The organism is Stieleria sp. JC731 (assembly GCF_020966635.1).
Lineage (GTDB): Bacteria > Planctomycetota > Planctomycetia > Pirellulales > Pirellulaceae > Stieleria.
In genome coordinates, this window is the sequence record NZ_JAJKFQ010000011.1 from 694,661 (window position 1) to 709,167 (window position 14,507).

A 14,507-nucleotide genomic window follows, 5' to 3' on the forward strand; every position below is an offset into this window, starting at 1 on the left:
AGGTTGGTGAAGTTGCCGCAGAGATAGCAAGCCGCGTGCCGACGTGAAACACAATGGTTTCCAACGTTGTAAAACTGCAACCGTCCCGCATCAGAGGGTGGCATGGCGATTGCATCTGGCTGACTGTTCGTATCCGCAGCAACTGTGACGATTTGTCCAAACGCTCCGCGATACGAGCAGGCCGTTCCTGACGCATTCCCAGCGATGAGGACGCAAATCACCCGCATTGCTCTCAGATCGATCGGCCTTTGAATACACACCATGATGCCCTAGGCGAAACAATGAGCAAAATTGAAGACCTCGAATGCGATGATCCTTCGCTTGTCGAAAGTGCTTGCGATGGAAATTCCGAAGCATTCACACGACTTGTGCAGTGCAACCGAGACAAACTGTTTGCCTCACTGTGTCGTTTTTTGGACTCTCCCAACGATGCCGAAGAGGCCTTGCAGGAGGCATTTGTCCGCGCCTTTACGCGGATCGAATCGTTTAAGCGGAACAGTAAGTTTTCGACATGGCTTTACCGGATCGCGTTCAATACGGCGATCACAAATCGGCAGAGTCGACGCCGCGCGGTATCGATCTACGGCGATGATCAGCAATACTCGTTTGACTTTGAAGATACGCATGCGGGTTCAGCTGATGAGTCAATGATTCGCGAGGAGCAGAAGCAACTGGTTCATTCGGCCTTGGATCGTTTAAATCATGATCATCGCGCGATCTTGATCTTGCGCGAGATGGACGAACTGGCGTATGAAGACATCGCGTCGGTATTGAACATCCCGATCAATACTGTCCGAAGTCGCCTATCGCGAGCACGTGAACGGATGCGAGAGGCGGTTGAGGAATTGCAACAGTTCGTGGCAACTCCCGTGTCAGTCTAAGCGAGGTCCCACGACCGCGGGATCGCGATGCATTGCTGAGCCGTAACGCGATAGCGTCGTTTGTATGTGCACACATTGATTGCACAATCACTCAACCGCGGCTAGCGCCTTTGCGGCTCAGGGGCAATCAAACTGAGCCGGTTCGCGCTAGCGACGGTTGGATGAGTTGCAGACTCATTGGCGGGCAGAGCCCGCGAGACATCGCATGCGAGGCGGGAGCCTCGCACGAGCGAATTTTTAAACTCGTTGCAAGGCTCCCGCCTTGCGACGCACTCGTCTCGCAGCCTCTTGGCTGCCGGTGCGCCGATGGGTTGAAATCTCAACCGCGGCAAAGGCCTTTGCGGCTCATGTTGGACTGAGCCGGTTCGCGCTAGCGACGGTTTCTCGGGTGAGGTGGTGGTTGGTTTATTCAACCGCGGCTAGCGCCTTTGCGGCTCACAGGACAATCAAACTGAGCCGGTTCGCGCTAGCGACGGTTTCTCGGGTAAGGCGGTCGTTGGTTTATTCAACCGCGGCTAACGCCTTTGCGGCTCATGCTGGACTGAGCCGATACGCGTTAGCGTCGGTTAAAAATCCACACACACCCTCCTTACGCCAGCCTCTTAAATCGATCATCCGGTCAGTTGTATTCCACGTGTACCCTTTCGCAATCAGCGTCTTCCTCAACCGGATCGCCAACTTGATCGACGGGATGGGTGTAAAGGTATTTCCAAACCGGATCAAAAATCAAATCTCCTTGATCATCCTTCGGAGACGACCCGCCGGGGGTCACTGACGAGTGCGCCCGTCCGGCGTCACCACCAACGTCCGCATCGGTGATTAAACGACGGCTGTTTTCATAGGGTGGTTGCGTTTCATCGATGTTGACGATCGGCCCGTACTGATGCAAGCCAAGCAATTCCCAAGATCGACAATAGTGGTCGCCAGTCCAACCACCGTCGAGCACGTGAGTGAAACCAAAGAAGCGATTCGCCGGGGTCGCCGAAGGCAACGCTTGCCAATCCTGATCTTGATCGCGCGGACCACAGAGCATCACGACTCGGTCTACACGTTGATGCTTCGCAAATCGGGCAGCCGTTGTGCTTCCGTGGGATGCACCTGAGATGATGACCTTGTCCCATCGGATTCGAGAACCATCGTCGGCCAAAAACTGATCCCAATTTCCTTCCGGGTTTTCTCTAACGAGCCACAGTAGGAACTGCCTCGCCCGTTCAGCCGCTCCGTCCGGAGTTTCAAGGTCCAGCTCGTCGCTAAAATCTTGTCCGGTTGCCGCTTCAAGACGTACCTGGCCGCGAGCGAATGCGTCGGACGGTTGGGGGCGACATAGTTTTCCAAACCAGCCTCTCGCATAGCTGACGCCGATGGTATGAATTCCTTCTGCATTCAAACGCTCGAACAGTCCGCTGTTGTACCCCATCAGCCAGATCATTAACTTGCCTTTTGGATCGACGCGAGTGTCGACCGATGCATACTCCTTATCAGCCGGCTTTTTAGCGGTACCGAATGTAAAGTTGATCTCAGGGTATTCTTTGGTGCGTTGATCAATTTCGCTGGCGCGGGCGGTCAGCGTGTAACGTTGAGGGGTGGCGTCCTTCACCATCGCTTGGGATTGGTCCTGTACACCGCGGACAATATCACCACCTTGATTTGCCGCTTGATGAGCGGTCGTTTGCAGAAACGACGCATACGATTTGTCCAAGCCAGTTGGGATAAAATCATTCCCGATAACGTTGGCATCAAACAAACAGTCAAACCAGACGCAGGCTCCCAGGTATTCACCGGCGAGATTGGCGTGATGTCCGTCCATTTGGATCACTCGTTCGCCCTTCACCGACCGCCATCGATATCCGACATGAAGGGAATGAGTTTGATCCGGCAACTGATTTGCTGACGATGTATCAAATGGTCTTGCTTTGAAGCCGAAGTCGGCGTCGTTGTCTGCCGCCCAGAACGCATCACCAACTGGGATACGTTTGGCGGCTAGCTCCTCCACGATCGTAGAATACGACTTGGAAATCCCACGATACATCTCTGCTTGCGTCTTTGGCTCGCCAGGTTTGGGGCTCGCTTTTCGGAATCTTGGGTCATCGATTCGATAGGCCCATGTCTGATGAACCAATAATTGAGCTTGCGGCGCGTATCGGTGGATGATGTCCGCTAGTTGCGAAGCATATGGACGATAGGTTGTGACGTCGTGACTTTTGATGCTGAGTTGCTGGATGGTGACAAAGTCCCACTCTTCACTCATCAGTGCTTCCTGCAAACTTTCACCGACTGAGTATTTGGCGGAGTTGTCTTGCCGATCGACCTCAAAGGCAGCGGCTTTTGAAGCATGCAGCTCCAGCGGTGAACCACCGATATCCAACTTTTTGAGTGACAGTCGGTATCCGGCAGCCTCCGCCAGATCGTCTAAGTAGTTTGTCGCATTGCGTGTAAAGCTGTTGCCGATGGCAAGCACTCGCACGTGTTTTGTTTCGCTAGGGTCGGCAGATCGAACACAGGATGAGTATCCGGCGACGAGGAAAAGCGATAGGACAAATCGAAGGTGGGGCATTCTTAATCGAACTGGGGAGAGAGGATGGGGCGGGAGGGACTCGTATCTTAGATCAAATCGACGGATGCTGTCGGTGCAGAACTGCTCCAGATACTTTCGGCGATCGATGACGCAGTTCGGCGACAATTTTATCTGAATACGACGTGAGCGACCGGGGCACTCTGATAGCGAATTCACTGAAAGTACTCGTATTTGGCGCCAACTTGATTTTCGGATCATGCCTCATCAAATGGCGAGATCTCGCAGTCGTCTCTGGAACATGTTGGATTTCAAAGCGGATAGAATACCACCCTGCATTTCGATGCATCCCTGCCTATTAACTCGCCCACCGGAACGATCGATGAAATATTTGTCTGAAACGATCTGTCTTGCTTTACTCGGCCTGATTTGTACCTGTTCGACTTTGTTTGCCGCACATCCAACGGTGAATGTGTTCCAAGAAGGTGAATCCGGGTACAAGGTTTTTCGAATTCCGGCTGTCATTAAGGCTTCCAATGGACACTTGCTCGCATTCTGTGAAGCCCGACAAGGTGGCGACGCCAGTGAGATCGATCTGGTCCAAAAGCGTTCTACAGACGGTGGTAAATCTTGGTCGGATATCGAAGTCATCCAAGAAAGCGATGACTTCAAGTCTTACTTTAAAGGCGATGAGCCACAAATTACGATCGGAAACCCGGCACCGGTTGTCGACCATTTAGACAAAGAACACGTCGGTCGCATTTGGATGCCCTTCACTTTAGAGAACGATCGTGTCTTTGTGATCTATAGCGACGACAATGGCCAGTCTTGGTCAGAACGCCGAGAGATCACTGCAGATGTCAAACTTGAACAATGGGGCTGGTATGCGACCGGGCCGGTCCAATCGATTCAGATTCAACACGGCCCCAATCGTGGCAGGATCGTCGTCCCTGCAGACCATCGTCTAGGTGACGATGGTGAAGATCGAGGCGCCCTCGGGGCACATCTGATCTACAGCGATGATCATGGGCAATCATGGAAGATCGGTGCGGTGGATGACGACTACGAGGATGGAATGGATTCAAACGAGACGACGGTTGTCGAGCTAGGTGACGGAACGCTTTACATCAATACGAGAGACCAAAACGGAAAAGCACCGGGCACTCGCGGCGAAGCATGGAGCCACGATGGGGGCAAGTCTTTTGTCAGTCAGGATGCAACGTACAAGCACTTTCGTCCGGTTGCAGATGTACTCGATCCCCCCGTCGTCCAGTGCAGTCTGATCGCCGTGGGGCAAAACAAAATCGTGTTCTGTGGTCCTGACTCAAATGGACCGACTGGCAAAGGTCGCAGCGACCTTCGACTGCGTTATTCCAACGATGAAACCGAGTCTTGGGTGGATGGTCCGATGATCCATGTCGGTCCGGCGGCCTATAGCGGAATGGTGTCGATCGACGATGATCATCTTGGCGTGATTTACGAAGCCGGCGAAAAGAATCCCTATCAATCGATCAAGTTTTCAATCGTCGATGTCGGCTCGTTGCGATAGTTGATCATTATTGCGAACCAGGTTTGGGAATCACGATCGTCGGTTTGGTGCATTGCCGCTGTCTTCACCACAAGGCAGCTGAATTTGCATCTCTTCAAAGTCAGCTCGATATCCACCTGTACCAGCGTTGCTTGACGTCAGTCTGCCGTCGGCGGGACGGCAACCAAATAAACAGCTTTAAACACGCGGGGATCGCTATGGATCTATGGAAGTTTGTCTTTGACAACGAGTATCGCCAAAGGGCTGATATCGAGTCGCTTCGCGAAACGTCCAAAACGGTTCGCCGCGATCGGATGCGGCAAAGTCGCGCTCTAAAGAGTCAAGAATCTCGTATCGAAGAGCTTGAAAACCAAGTTGGCGAATTGGCTTTGCTCTGCCGGTCGATGCTCACGGTTTTGCGTGAGAATGGCAGTATCGATCCGACCCAATTTCAGGAAACGCTCAGCAAGATCGATCTAGAAGACGGTGTAGCTGATGGCAAGATCACCAAAGACCCTCCCTCGGATAATCAACCGATCATTCCAGACCTTGATGCTTGGTAAAGACGCCTATTCGATCTGTGAACGGATCTCGTGAACTTTGACTTTGGTGCCGAGGATTAACTCGGCACCTTTCTTCTTGTCGAACGCATGCACGTCTGAAGATCGGCCTTCCTGTTGACGTTCCCATCGCACCCTCGCTCGTTCATGATCGCGCCAATCGACGAACTCCAATGGTCGATCTTTCTTCAGGATTTGTTCTGTCGTTTCCGTTGAAGCGCGTCGCAGGGTTTCGGGACGAATGTCGATGACTTCCTTTTCGATCTCAGCGTAAATGGACTTCAAGTGCCGCGTTTGGTACGGATGTTTGGTTTCCGCAAAGCTCGGTTGGCCGTAATGCTGCGAAACGTGATGGGGACTATACGGTCGATGGTAATAGTCCAATTGCATCGCATCATAGGGGTATCGAGGGTGAAGATCTCCAACCGGCTCGGTCAGCATCCACGTTTCGATTTCGCTAGTGCAGGTTAGCGACGAATCGCTTTGGTCCCCGTCGCAGAACTGCGCCGGAAGAGCATCGTCGCACGTCTCTGTAGCAAGCACGATGCAAGGCAATGCGGTGAAGTTTGCGGCCACCACCATCAACACAAGCAGATGAATGCGTGCGGTTGTGAAATGGTACAAGCCTTTGTGGGTGCACATGGTGGGGCCATCGCGTGGGGCAATCGATCAATCGTCATTGACGCCTTTCGTTATTCGGACGAATCACTCGCCTGCTTCGCTCGTTTTGCGATCCGCGTCTACCTTGACGCCGCTGACGTTCACCAGCTTGCGTGAATTGACTCATTTGAGGCAAAGCCGATCGAGATAAGTTTCCTATCTTTACATCCGGCCCCTTCCGGCGGTGGGTTGCTTTAGGGGAAACCCTCGATTGCCCTTTCGCCAGTCAGTTTGGTTTGCGTATTTCACACATGAGCCAATCTTCGAAAAACTGACAAACTTTTTCAATTCGCGTTCCTTGAACGAAACTCGCCCTCGCCCTCACCGACGAATTCGCTTCGTGATCCCTGCGATCATTGTTGTGTTTGCGGTATGCGCCACTGGGCAGCAAAAGGGGATGGCGCAAGCACTTGCCAGTCGCCCAGTCGCTGACAAATCCGGGCCACTGGAAAACCCTTCGCAGATTTCGATCGAGAAAGAAAACTCGTTGATCGAAGAAATCTACGAACCCGAAATGTTGCTTCGTGTGGAGCCATCGCAGTCGAAAATCATTCGTACCAAGGTGCCGGTTCGAAGGACGGCGATTACCGATCCCAACATTTTGGACATCCATCTCTTTGATGATGATGAAATCGAAATCATCGGGAAGGAAGTCGGCGAAACCACGATCACGTTCTGGTTTGAAGTTCCCGGAAAGGGAACGCAGGTGCTCCGGTACTACGTTGAAGTTGACAACGCTCAGCAAGAGCAGCGACGTCGTGAAGCTCGCTACAAATCCCTTCAGTCTCGCATCAACGAGCTGTTCCCAAATAGCCAAATCTTCCTTTTTCCGATCGACGACAAAGTGATCGTTCGCGGGCAAGCTCGCGATGCGAAGGAAGCTGCCGAGATCATGCGATTGCTTGGCGATAATCCATACAACCGCAATCAGTACGATCGTGTGCTCGGGCGAGTTGCTGACGATGCAGACATCGACGACCACGATGATCATTTTGACGATTTGGATTCAAGCCACTTCATCAATCTGCTACGAGTCCCTGGCGAGCAGCAGGTGATGTTGAAGGTTCGGGTTGCTGAACTGGTCCGTAACTCGAGTCGTGGGGCTGGCGCGAATTTTTCGTCACTCGTCAAATCGCTCGATTTAAGCAGCACGATCACTGGCGGAAGCAACCTCTCTGTCATTTTAGATGATGGTGACGTTGAATTCTTTCTTAGCGCAATCGCCACCCATGGTTATGGCAAAGTCCTAGCCGAACCCACGCTGGTAACGATCAGTGGAAAGCCAGCAAGATTCATTGCAGGCGGCGAATTTGCGGTGCCTACTACTGTTGGTGTCAACGGAGTTGGTGCTGCCACAACCACCTTCCGAGGTTTCGGTACCGAACTCAATTTTACTCCCACGGTGACAGACAAAGACCTTGTCAGGCTTGAAGTCGCGCCGTCCTTTAGCACGCTCAATTCTGATGCGACTGTCGGGGGGATCCCGGGACTGAACTTGCGACGAGTCGAAACGACAGTGGATTTAAGAGAAGGACAATGGCTGGCCATTGCCGGGTTGATTCAAGAGGAACAAGGTGGTCAGAAAACTCGGGTTCCGTACTTGGGTGACCTGCCAATGCTCGGCCAACTCTTCTCTTCTCGCCAAACGTCACGTTTCGAAACAGAGTTGGTGGTATTGGTCAGCCCGGAACTGGTTCACCCTTTAGAAACCGATGAAGTGCCTTTGTTCTTGCCGGGAATGCATGTGACGGATCCGACCGACGCAGACTTTTTCGCACGTCAAATGATCGAAGGCTATGAAGGGTTTGATCACCGTAGCACAGTTTGGCCCGAAGTTGCCCAGCAGCGATTGGGGCAAGATCCACGTACCGTGACCGAACGCATCAAGACCTCGGTGAAGCGTACCCTTGCGAGACAGAAAGCCTATTTGGCCGGCGAGTGTGGGGTTTCGCAATGAATTCAATCCATGGTCGTGTGAATAGACGTGTTGCGAGACAATGGATCGCAGGCGGGTTCAGTTTGCTGACTTTCCTATTAGGATGCCACGTTTCGACTCCGCAAGGAAATGTGATTGAACCGCGTACGCTGGGAAGTCAACTTGACGAAATCAATCAACGCCAGGAAGACAACGCGGAACTTGCAAAGTTCATCGTGTACATGCACGAATTCGAAATCAATTTGCAAGAGGATCCCGCTCGTAGGGCTGCCAATGAAAAGGCCGCAAGTCTGTTTGACTATATCGGTGAGATCAGGCCACACGGACTGCGTTTAACACCCGACGGCGAAGACCACGTTCGTCAAATCGCTCATCTTGTTCAAGCTGATCCGACGACGGAGATCCGGCCTCAAGTCATCGTTGAACGAAGCGTGACAAGCAAGCAATGGGATACCGAGCACTATTACCCGGTTCACTACAACGAAGAATTGGACGAGCTTCGTCGCCGAGTTGTCGTCAAGGTGCTGCAAGCGTACGGGATCGAGTTTGCGGACCAAATTGTCGTCGTCGCGCCGGCGTTTCCGACAGGATTGGAAGCGACCGAAGCCGCGGCAGCATTCGAAAATTCTGTTAACAGTTATCGCGGCAATTCACGCAACTTCGGATCGAGAAACTAGATCATGCGTCGTCGGTCAGTCCGGAATCAACGTGTTCAGCTTGGAAGCACGATCTTGCGTGTCGGAAATCAACTTTCACGCCGATTCGTATTGATCACGGCGATCCTGTTTATGCTTCTGTCGCATGGCGGCTGCGCATCTTTGTTAAACCAAAGTGCGATTGCGCTGACTGTTCCCGATACGGATCAAGTCGACGTGCGTTTTGGTGTGGCGCGGATGCTCGAACGCAACGGCGAGATTCAAAATGCGAAGAAGCTCTACGAAGAGATTTTGGAAGAAGTTCCAGCCCATCAACCCACTCGGCATCGGCTTGGTGTCGTTTTGCTGAAACAAGAGCGTCTGGACGAAGCGATCGAGCACTTGCGATTTGCAGCCGAGGGAGTAGATCCTGAGGTCGAAGCGATCGGTGATTTGGGATTCGCGTTGTTCCTTAACGATGATCTTGCTGAGGCAGAAAAAAGTCTTCGAATGGCGATCGAACGTGATCCGACCAACGAGCGTTGCACCAACAATTTGGCGATTGTTCTTGGGCACCAGAAACGCTATCAGGAGAGTTTGCAGTTGTTTAGGAAAGTCGGATCGGAAGTCGAATCGCAAGTCAACATTGCCTACGTCATGGCTGTGACTGGCGAGCTTGAATTGGCAAAGCAACATTACCACCGAGCTTTAGAGCTTGAGCCGAACAATGTTCAAGCGGCAAAAGGGTTGTCCGAGTTTTCGCGTCTTGAGCAATCCAGATAGACGTTGAAGCGGACGTCGAGCGGAAGGAATTGAACGCCGAAAGAGGTTTCCCGACTAGCGTTTTAATGATTACGTCATTCAACCGTCGCTAGCGCGATCGCGGCTCAAGGGGGGCTGAGCCGTGATCGCGCAAGCGACGGTTGTGTGTTTTGGCTTGGATGGCTGTATCACTTAACCGCGGCTAACGCCGTTGCGGCTCATATTGTTTGGCCTGAGCCGGTATCGCGCTAGCGACGGTTGTGTGTTTTGGCTTGGCTAGCTGTGTCCCTTAACCGCGGCTAGCGCCGTTGCGGCTCATATTGTTTGTCCTGAGCCGTGATCGCGCTAGCGACGGTTGTGTGTTGCGATTTGGATTTCCAGGTCATTTAACCGCGGCTAGCGCCGTTGCGGCTCATATTGTTTGGGCTGAGCCGTGATCGCGCTAGCGACGGTTGTGTGTTTTGGCTTGGCTAGCTGTGCCACTTAACCGCGGCTAGCGCCGTTGCGGCTCATGTTGTTTGGGCTGAGCCGTGATCGCGCTAGCGACGGTTGCGCGTTTTGGTTTGGATGGCTGTGTCACCTAACCGCGGCTAACGCCGTTGCGGCTCAGTGGATCCGCCACTCCCCCCGGAAATTTGTGCCAATTTTCCTTTTTTTGGTGGCGTGAGGGGCAACCCTCATTCTTTGACCTAGGTTTTGTTCGAGTGGATTCAATTTCACTCGATTACGGCTGGCTGGTCAGTTCATAAGCCAGTCGTTCACTCTAATCCTTGGAGATTCAAACAGTGAAAATCACTGCTCAAAAACTTTGGAATGACGAGGCAGGTTTTGTTGTCTCGATCGAATTGGTTCTGATTTCGACAATCTGCGTTATCGGTCTGTTGACCGGTTTGACCGCCGTTCGTGACGGTGTTGTCAGCGAACTGTCGGACACCGCTGGTGCCGTTCAGGACATGAACCAATCGTACAGCTACAACGGTGTTACCGGACACAGCGCTACGACCGCAGGTTCGAACTTCAGTGACGCTTTGGACTGGTGCGATTCGCCTGACGATGTCTCTGGCGAAGCTGACAACTGCATCACGTTCACCGGCGCGCCGACGAACGAACTGTAATCGTTGTTTCGTATTTAATCGAATCTAACGGCAGGCTGGTGCACGCCGTTGTACCAGCCTGTTTTTTCTTGCACTGTTGGAACTAGTTGTGGATCGTTCATTTAAAAAACTGATAAACGACGCCAACGGCTCTGTCATTTCGATCGAGTTGGTTGCTGTTGCGACCACGATTGCGATCGGGTTGTTGGTCGGGTTTACTGCCGTTCGTGACGGGATCGTCGTCGAGTTGGCTGACACGGCGAGCAGCGTCCAAGAGATGAATCAGAGTTTTAGTTATCAAGGTGCCGCCGGGCATTCTGGCACAACTGTCGGTTCGGACTTTATTGACGGATCTGACTACATGATGGGCCAGACACAAGCATGTATTAGCTTCAGCATTCCTCCTTCGAACAACGAAGGAAAGTGGGACGTTTCAGACTACGGTGCCGCCGTCGTCTTCGGACCTGCACCCTAATCATTCGCGCAAGATAGTCGAGCATAGCCATGGGGGCTTTTCAAACTCGCTCGATCGTCTTTGACACCAAACACCTGTTCGCGGCTCTTTGGCAAGACGAACGGGGTTTTGTCATCTCGATCGAACTCATCTTAATCGTCACCATCATGGTGATCGGTTTGATTGCCGGTTTGACCGCGCTGCGCGATGCGGTCGTCTCGGAATTGACTGACGTCGCCAAAGGCGTTCAGCAACTCAACCAATCCTATCAAGCCAACGGCGTCGTCGGTCACGGGGCCTCAACCATGGGATCGGATTTTCAAGATGCCAGTGACCCTGGATCTGATGGTCCTGCGTTCTGCACATCAGTTTATGGACTAGGCGAGTCTCCATAGACGCGAGTCTCCTGCATTGCAGGTCTGTCGACGTAAGAATCGCGTCGTCTTCTTCTGCAGACATGACGCAAGCCGAAGAATCGGCACAGGGCGTAAGGTCCACCGGACCTGAAACTTTTCGCAATTCGTCAGATTGTCTCACCTTCTTGGACGAAGACATCTTCGCCGACGTGCTCGTGAAACAATCGTTGGCAACCCCACACCCCACATGCCCCAGAATCGTCGCCGTGTCTACTAATCTAAGGCAGGCTGCTTCGGCACATCAGCTCGAAGTGATGCTACCTGAAAGCTGCGTTTTGCGCTGGCCTCACGCCCTTCTATGTAGCGTGTTCGTCGGATTGTTTTTGATCCTCAGCTATTTTCCAGTGTCGTATCCGGGTACCTGGGAAAGCATTTTGCAAGGCAACGCCGCGGCCTTTGAAACGCGAGTTCCGTTGTCTGAAGGCATTCGCCATTTCCGCATCGGATGGGCTTCCGATCAAATCATCGCCGGTTTGTTTCGGACTGGTGGTGCCGAACTTGTTTCATTCTCGTTCGCGGTACTTCAGACGATCGCAATCATCACTGTCGCCGCAATCTCGGTTCAAGCGAGTCGTCGGTGGTGGGCTGCTCTCCTGATGGTGCCGGCCGTCTTGGCTAGTTTTCCATCCATGACTGGTTTGACCAGCCACACCTTCGGCCAAGTTTGTTTGGCCGTCTGTGTCGCTTTGTTAATGAATCAGTTTCAATGTGAACGTCGTTCCATAGAGTGGCGGCATGCTTCGGTTCGTATTTGGATTTCGATGGCATTGTTGTTCATCATCTGGGCGAACCTTGACGCATCGTTCCTAGTCGGGCTGGGCGTGCTTGCCCTTCTGGCAGTTGCCCAAGTTGCAAACGACATGAAAGTGGGATCATGGCGTTCCGCTTTCGACTCCGTCGAACTGAAGCAACGCTTGCTGCTGCTAGAGGTTTGTGGACTGGTCACGCTGGTCAATCCGGATGGCTGGAAACTTTGGGACGCGTTGCTATGGGCAACAGAAAACCCAGTTGTGGATTCGATCGGCGGCTGGGAGCCCGCAGCGATGGCAAGCCCATTGGGTTTGATGTTGATGATCGCTTGGGCCGGTTGGATGGTGGTCGCCAGACGTCACAAAATTGATGCATTCTGGGTGATGCTGCCAGTCGCTGGCACCGTTTTGATGGCGATCAATCCTGTCTACTCGTTGTGGTTTGCACCGCTGTTTGCACTGTCCGTTGCCGCTGTGGCGATTTCGAAAAACGATGCTGTTTCCGAAACACATGCACAACCCAAGCAGCAGCCGCTGAAATTTACATTCACATTGATCTGTGGATTGATCCTCTGGATGGGATTCAGTTTTTCACCTTGGGGATCGACTGTCCTCGGTGGCAAGCCCCGCAGTCAATCTCAATTAATCGGATCGAACTTTCCGATCGGGCTTAGTCAATACCTTGGTGAGCGTCGCTTTCGTTCATTGGTGTATTGCCCAGTTCAATGGAGCGACTGGTTGCAAACGCGATCTGATATTGCAGTGATGGCTGGTAGTGGTACCAGTCGTCTGCCAGAGAGTGTGCGGCAAGACTATCAAGCGATCTATGAAGGACATCCGATGTGGAATCGCATTGCCGAGAAGTACGCATTCGACGCAATGATTATCGACAAGGGCCAACAACAAAACTTGGTCCGTCAAATCCGGAGAGGAACTCCATCGTGGAGAATTGCCTTTGAGGATCAGCAGGCGATTGTGCTTACCGCGGTTGCTAAATAATTACACCGGTGTGGTTGCGAAAGGCATTCGCTTGGCAAGCCACCGTTGTAACTCATCCAGTGCTCTCTCTGTGCTAATCAATTTCGGTTGCTCATCAAATTTGTGATGTATCAATGACAAAGTTCTATTCGATTCAGATACTTGTGTTTGTCGCCCTGGGGTTGGTCGCGTGGAAGCGACATGACGATGTCAATGATCGTCCAATGATGCCGGCGCTGCGTGATCAACCGCGAGAGGTTGGGCCGCTGTACGATTATCCAATGGCGGTCACTGACCAGCAGTTAACCGAAGTGCTCTATAAGCTGCGTCCGCGATTCAATGAGCAGCCGACGAAAGTGAATTTCGTTGATCATGCGATTCGCATGTGGGGCAAAGATGCGACGTTTGGTGATGATTCTCTTTCCGGCCCGCGAATGCAGGAACTGCTGTTGAATCATGACGCGTTTGAATCCATGTGGTCGGCTCCTGCTCCGCTGCTGCAACGGTCCGAGGGTGGCATTGCCGTTTCGACACAGGTCGGACGCGAATCGGTCAGCCACGTTGACCATTTGATGGGAACGCTTTGCGAAATTGGTGTCCCATTGTCGCAGCCCGTGAAGACAGCGAACGGAGATGGCCGCCTGGGGGAAATCATCGAGTACGGATTGAACCATTTCAGTCTGAATCAACGCGAGTATGAATGGACTTCGTTGGCCACCGCGTTTTATGCGATCGACGGTCAGCATTGGTTTACGCGTGAAGGCCAGGCCATCGATTTCGACACATTTGCAAGTCGATTGATGCGTCAACAACAGCCCGAAGGCGTTTGCTATGGCCAACACCGACTGTACACATTGACGATGCTGCTACGCATCGATGATCAGATGCGGGATGAGGGAGTCACAACGTTGTTGACGTCTCAGGTGAGAGATCAGATCTGTGATTACTTACTCGTTATGAATCAACGTTTGCTCTGTTCGCAAGCGGAGCACGGCTATTGGGATGGGAACTGGCCCAACGCATCGTTGCCTGTGCCCGATCCAGGAACGAACGAGCTTAGCCGTCGGATTCTTGCGACCGGACATGTTTTGGAATGGTGGGCGATGGCTCCCGAAGAACTACAGCCACCACGCGAATCCATCATTCGTGCAGCTCAGTGGCTCAGTCGCGAAATCATCGCGATGGATGAGACCACGATTGAAAAGAATTTTACATTCCTGTCACATGCGGGACGTGCACTCGCTCTATGGCGTGGCTGTTTGCCAGCTGACTTTCTGCAACGCCAGGAAGGCAAATTGGCCAGTCGGTAAACGTTTCGACGCCATTCTTCGCAACTACACCA

At 52.6% G+C, this 14,507-nt stretch carries 13 protein-coding genes; 11 read left to right on the forward strand and 2 right to left on the reverse strand.

The features are described from left to right. Positions 1-281 precede the first annotated feature (281 nt). Positions 282-881, forward strand: coding sequence for an RNA polymerase sigma factor (locus LOC67_RS19480; protein WP_230264405.1), 600 nt, complete (start codon positions 282-284; stop codon positions 879-881). Positions 882-1,500: 619 nt separating this feature from the next. Here the strand turns inward: LOC67_RS19480 and LOC67_RS19485 are convergent. Next, a complete protein-coding gene (locus LOC67_RS19485; protein ID WP_230264407.1) occupies positions 1,501-3,435 on the reverse strand; it encodes a BPSS1187 family protein in 1,935 nt (644 codons plus the stop codon). Positions 3,436-3,775: 340 nt separating this feature from the next. On the opposite strand from LOC67_RS19485, the gene LOC67_RS19490 reads away from it, so the two are divergent. Continuing rightward, the gene (locus LOC67_RS19490; protein ID WP_230264408.1) at positions 3,776-4,942 is read left to right on the forward strand and encodes a sialidase family protein; all 1,167 of its coding nucleotides are present in this window, start codon (positions 3,776-3,778) and stop codon (positions 4,940-4,942) included. Positions 4,943-5,139: 197 nt separating this feature from the next. Further along, on the forward strand, positions 5,140-5,484 hold the full coding sequence (locus LOC67_RS19495) for a hypothetical protein (protein ID WP_230264409.1): 345 nt from the start codon (positions 5,140-5,142) through the stop codon (positions 5,482-5,484). A gap of 6 nt (positions 5,485-5,490) precedes the next feature. On the opposite strand, the gene LOC67_RS19500 is transcribed toward LOC67_RS19495, so the two are convergent. Beyond that, positions 5,491-6,123 carry a hypothetical protein gene (locus tag LOC67_RS19500; RefSeq protein ID WP_230264410.1) on the reverse strand — a complete coding sequence of 211 codons (633 nt, stop codon included), beginning with the start codon at positions 6,121-6,123 and terminating at the stop codon, positions 5,491-5,493. 358 nt (positions 6,124-6,481) lie between these two features. On the opposite strand from LOC67_RS19500, the gene LOC67_RS19505 reads away from it, so the two are divergent. The 8 genes from LOC67_RS19505 to LOC67_RS19540 all read left to right on the forward strand — a co-directional run bounded on the left by LOC67_RS19505 (position 6,482) and on the right by LOC67_RS19540 (position 14,475). After that, positions 6,482-8,098: a type II and III secretion system protein family protein gene (locus LOC67_RS19505; protein WP_230264411.1), complete on the forward strand. Its 1,617-nt coding sequence runs from the start codon at positions 6,482-6,484 to the stop codon at positions 8,096-8,098. After that, positions 8,095-8,754 carry a hypothetical protein gene (locus LOC67_RS19510; RefSeq protein WP_230264412.1) on the forward strand — a complete coding sequence of 220 codons (660 nt, stop codon included), beginning with the start codon at positions 8,095-8,097 and terminating at the stop codon, positions 8,752-8,754. Before LOC67_RS19505 ends, LOC67_RS19510 begins: the two co-directional genes overlap by 4 nt. 3 nt (positions 8,755-8,757) lie before the next feature. After that, a complete protein-coding gene (locus LOC67_RS19515; protein WP_230264413.1) occupies positions 8,758-9,495 on the forward strand; it encodes a tetratricopeptide repeat protein in 738 nt (245 codons plus the stop codon). A 764-nt stretch (positions 9,496-10,259) separates the two neighbouring features. After that, the gene (locus LOC67_RS19520; RefSeq protein ID WP_230264415.1) at positions 10,260-10,589 is read left to right on the forward strand and encodes a hypothetical protein; all 330 of its coding nucleotides are present in this window, start codon (positions 10,260-10,262) and stop codon (positions 10,587-10,589) included. 88 nt (positions 10,590-10,677) lie between these two features. Further along, complete coding sequence (locus tag LOC67_RS19525; protein WP_230264416.1) at positions 10,678-11,043, forward strand: hypothetical protein; 366 nt, start codon at positions 10,678-10,680, stop codon at positions 11,041-11,043. A gap of 29 nt (positions 11,044-11,072) precedes the next feature. Beyond that, positions 11,073-11,417, forward strand: coding sequence for a Flp family type IVb pilin (locus tag LOC67_RS19530; protein WP_230264417.1), 345 nt, complete (start codon positions 11,073-11,075; stop codon positions 11,415-11,417). A gap of 227 nt (positions 11,418-11,644) precedes the next feature. Further along, complete coding sequence (locus tag LOC67_RS19535; RefSeq protein WP_230264418.1) at positions 11,645-13,186, forward strand: hypothetical protein; 1,542 nt, start codon at positions 11,645-11,647, stop codon at positions 13,184-13,186. A 113-nt stretch (positions 13,187-13,299) separates the two neighbouring features. Further along, a complete protein-coding gene (locus tag LOC67_RS19540; RefSeq protein ID WP_230264419.1) occupies positions 13,300-14,475 on the forward strand; it encodes a hypothetical protein in 1,176 nt (391 codons plus the stop codon). The last annotated feature ends 32 nt before the right edge of the window (positions 14,476-14,507 follow it).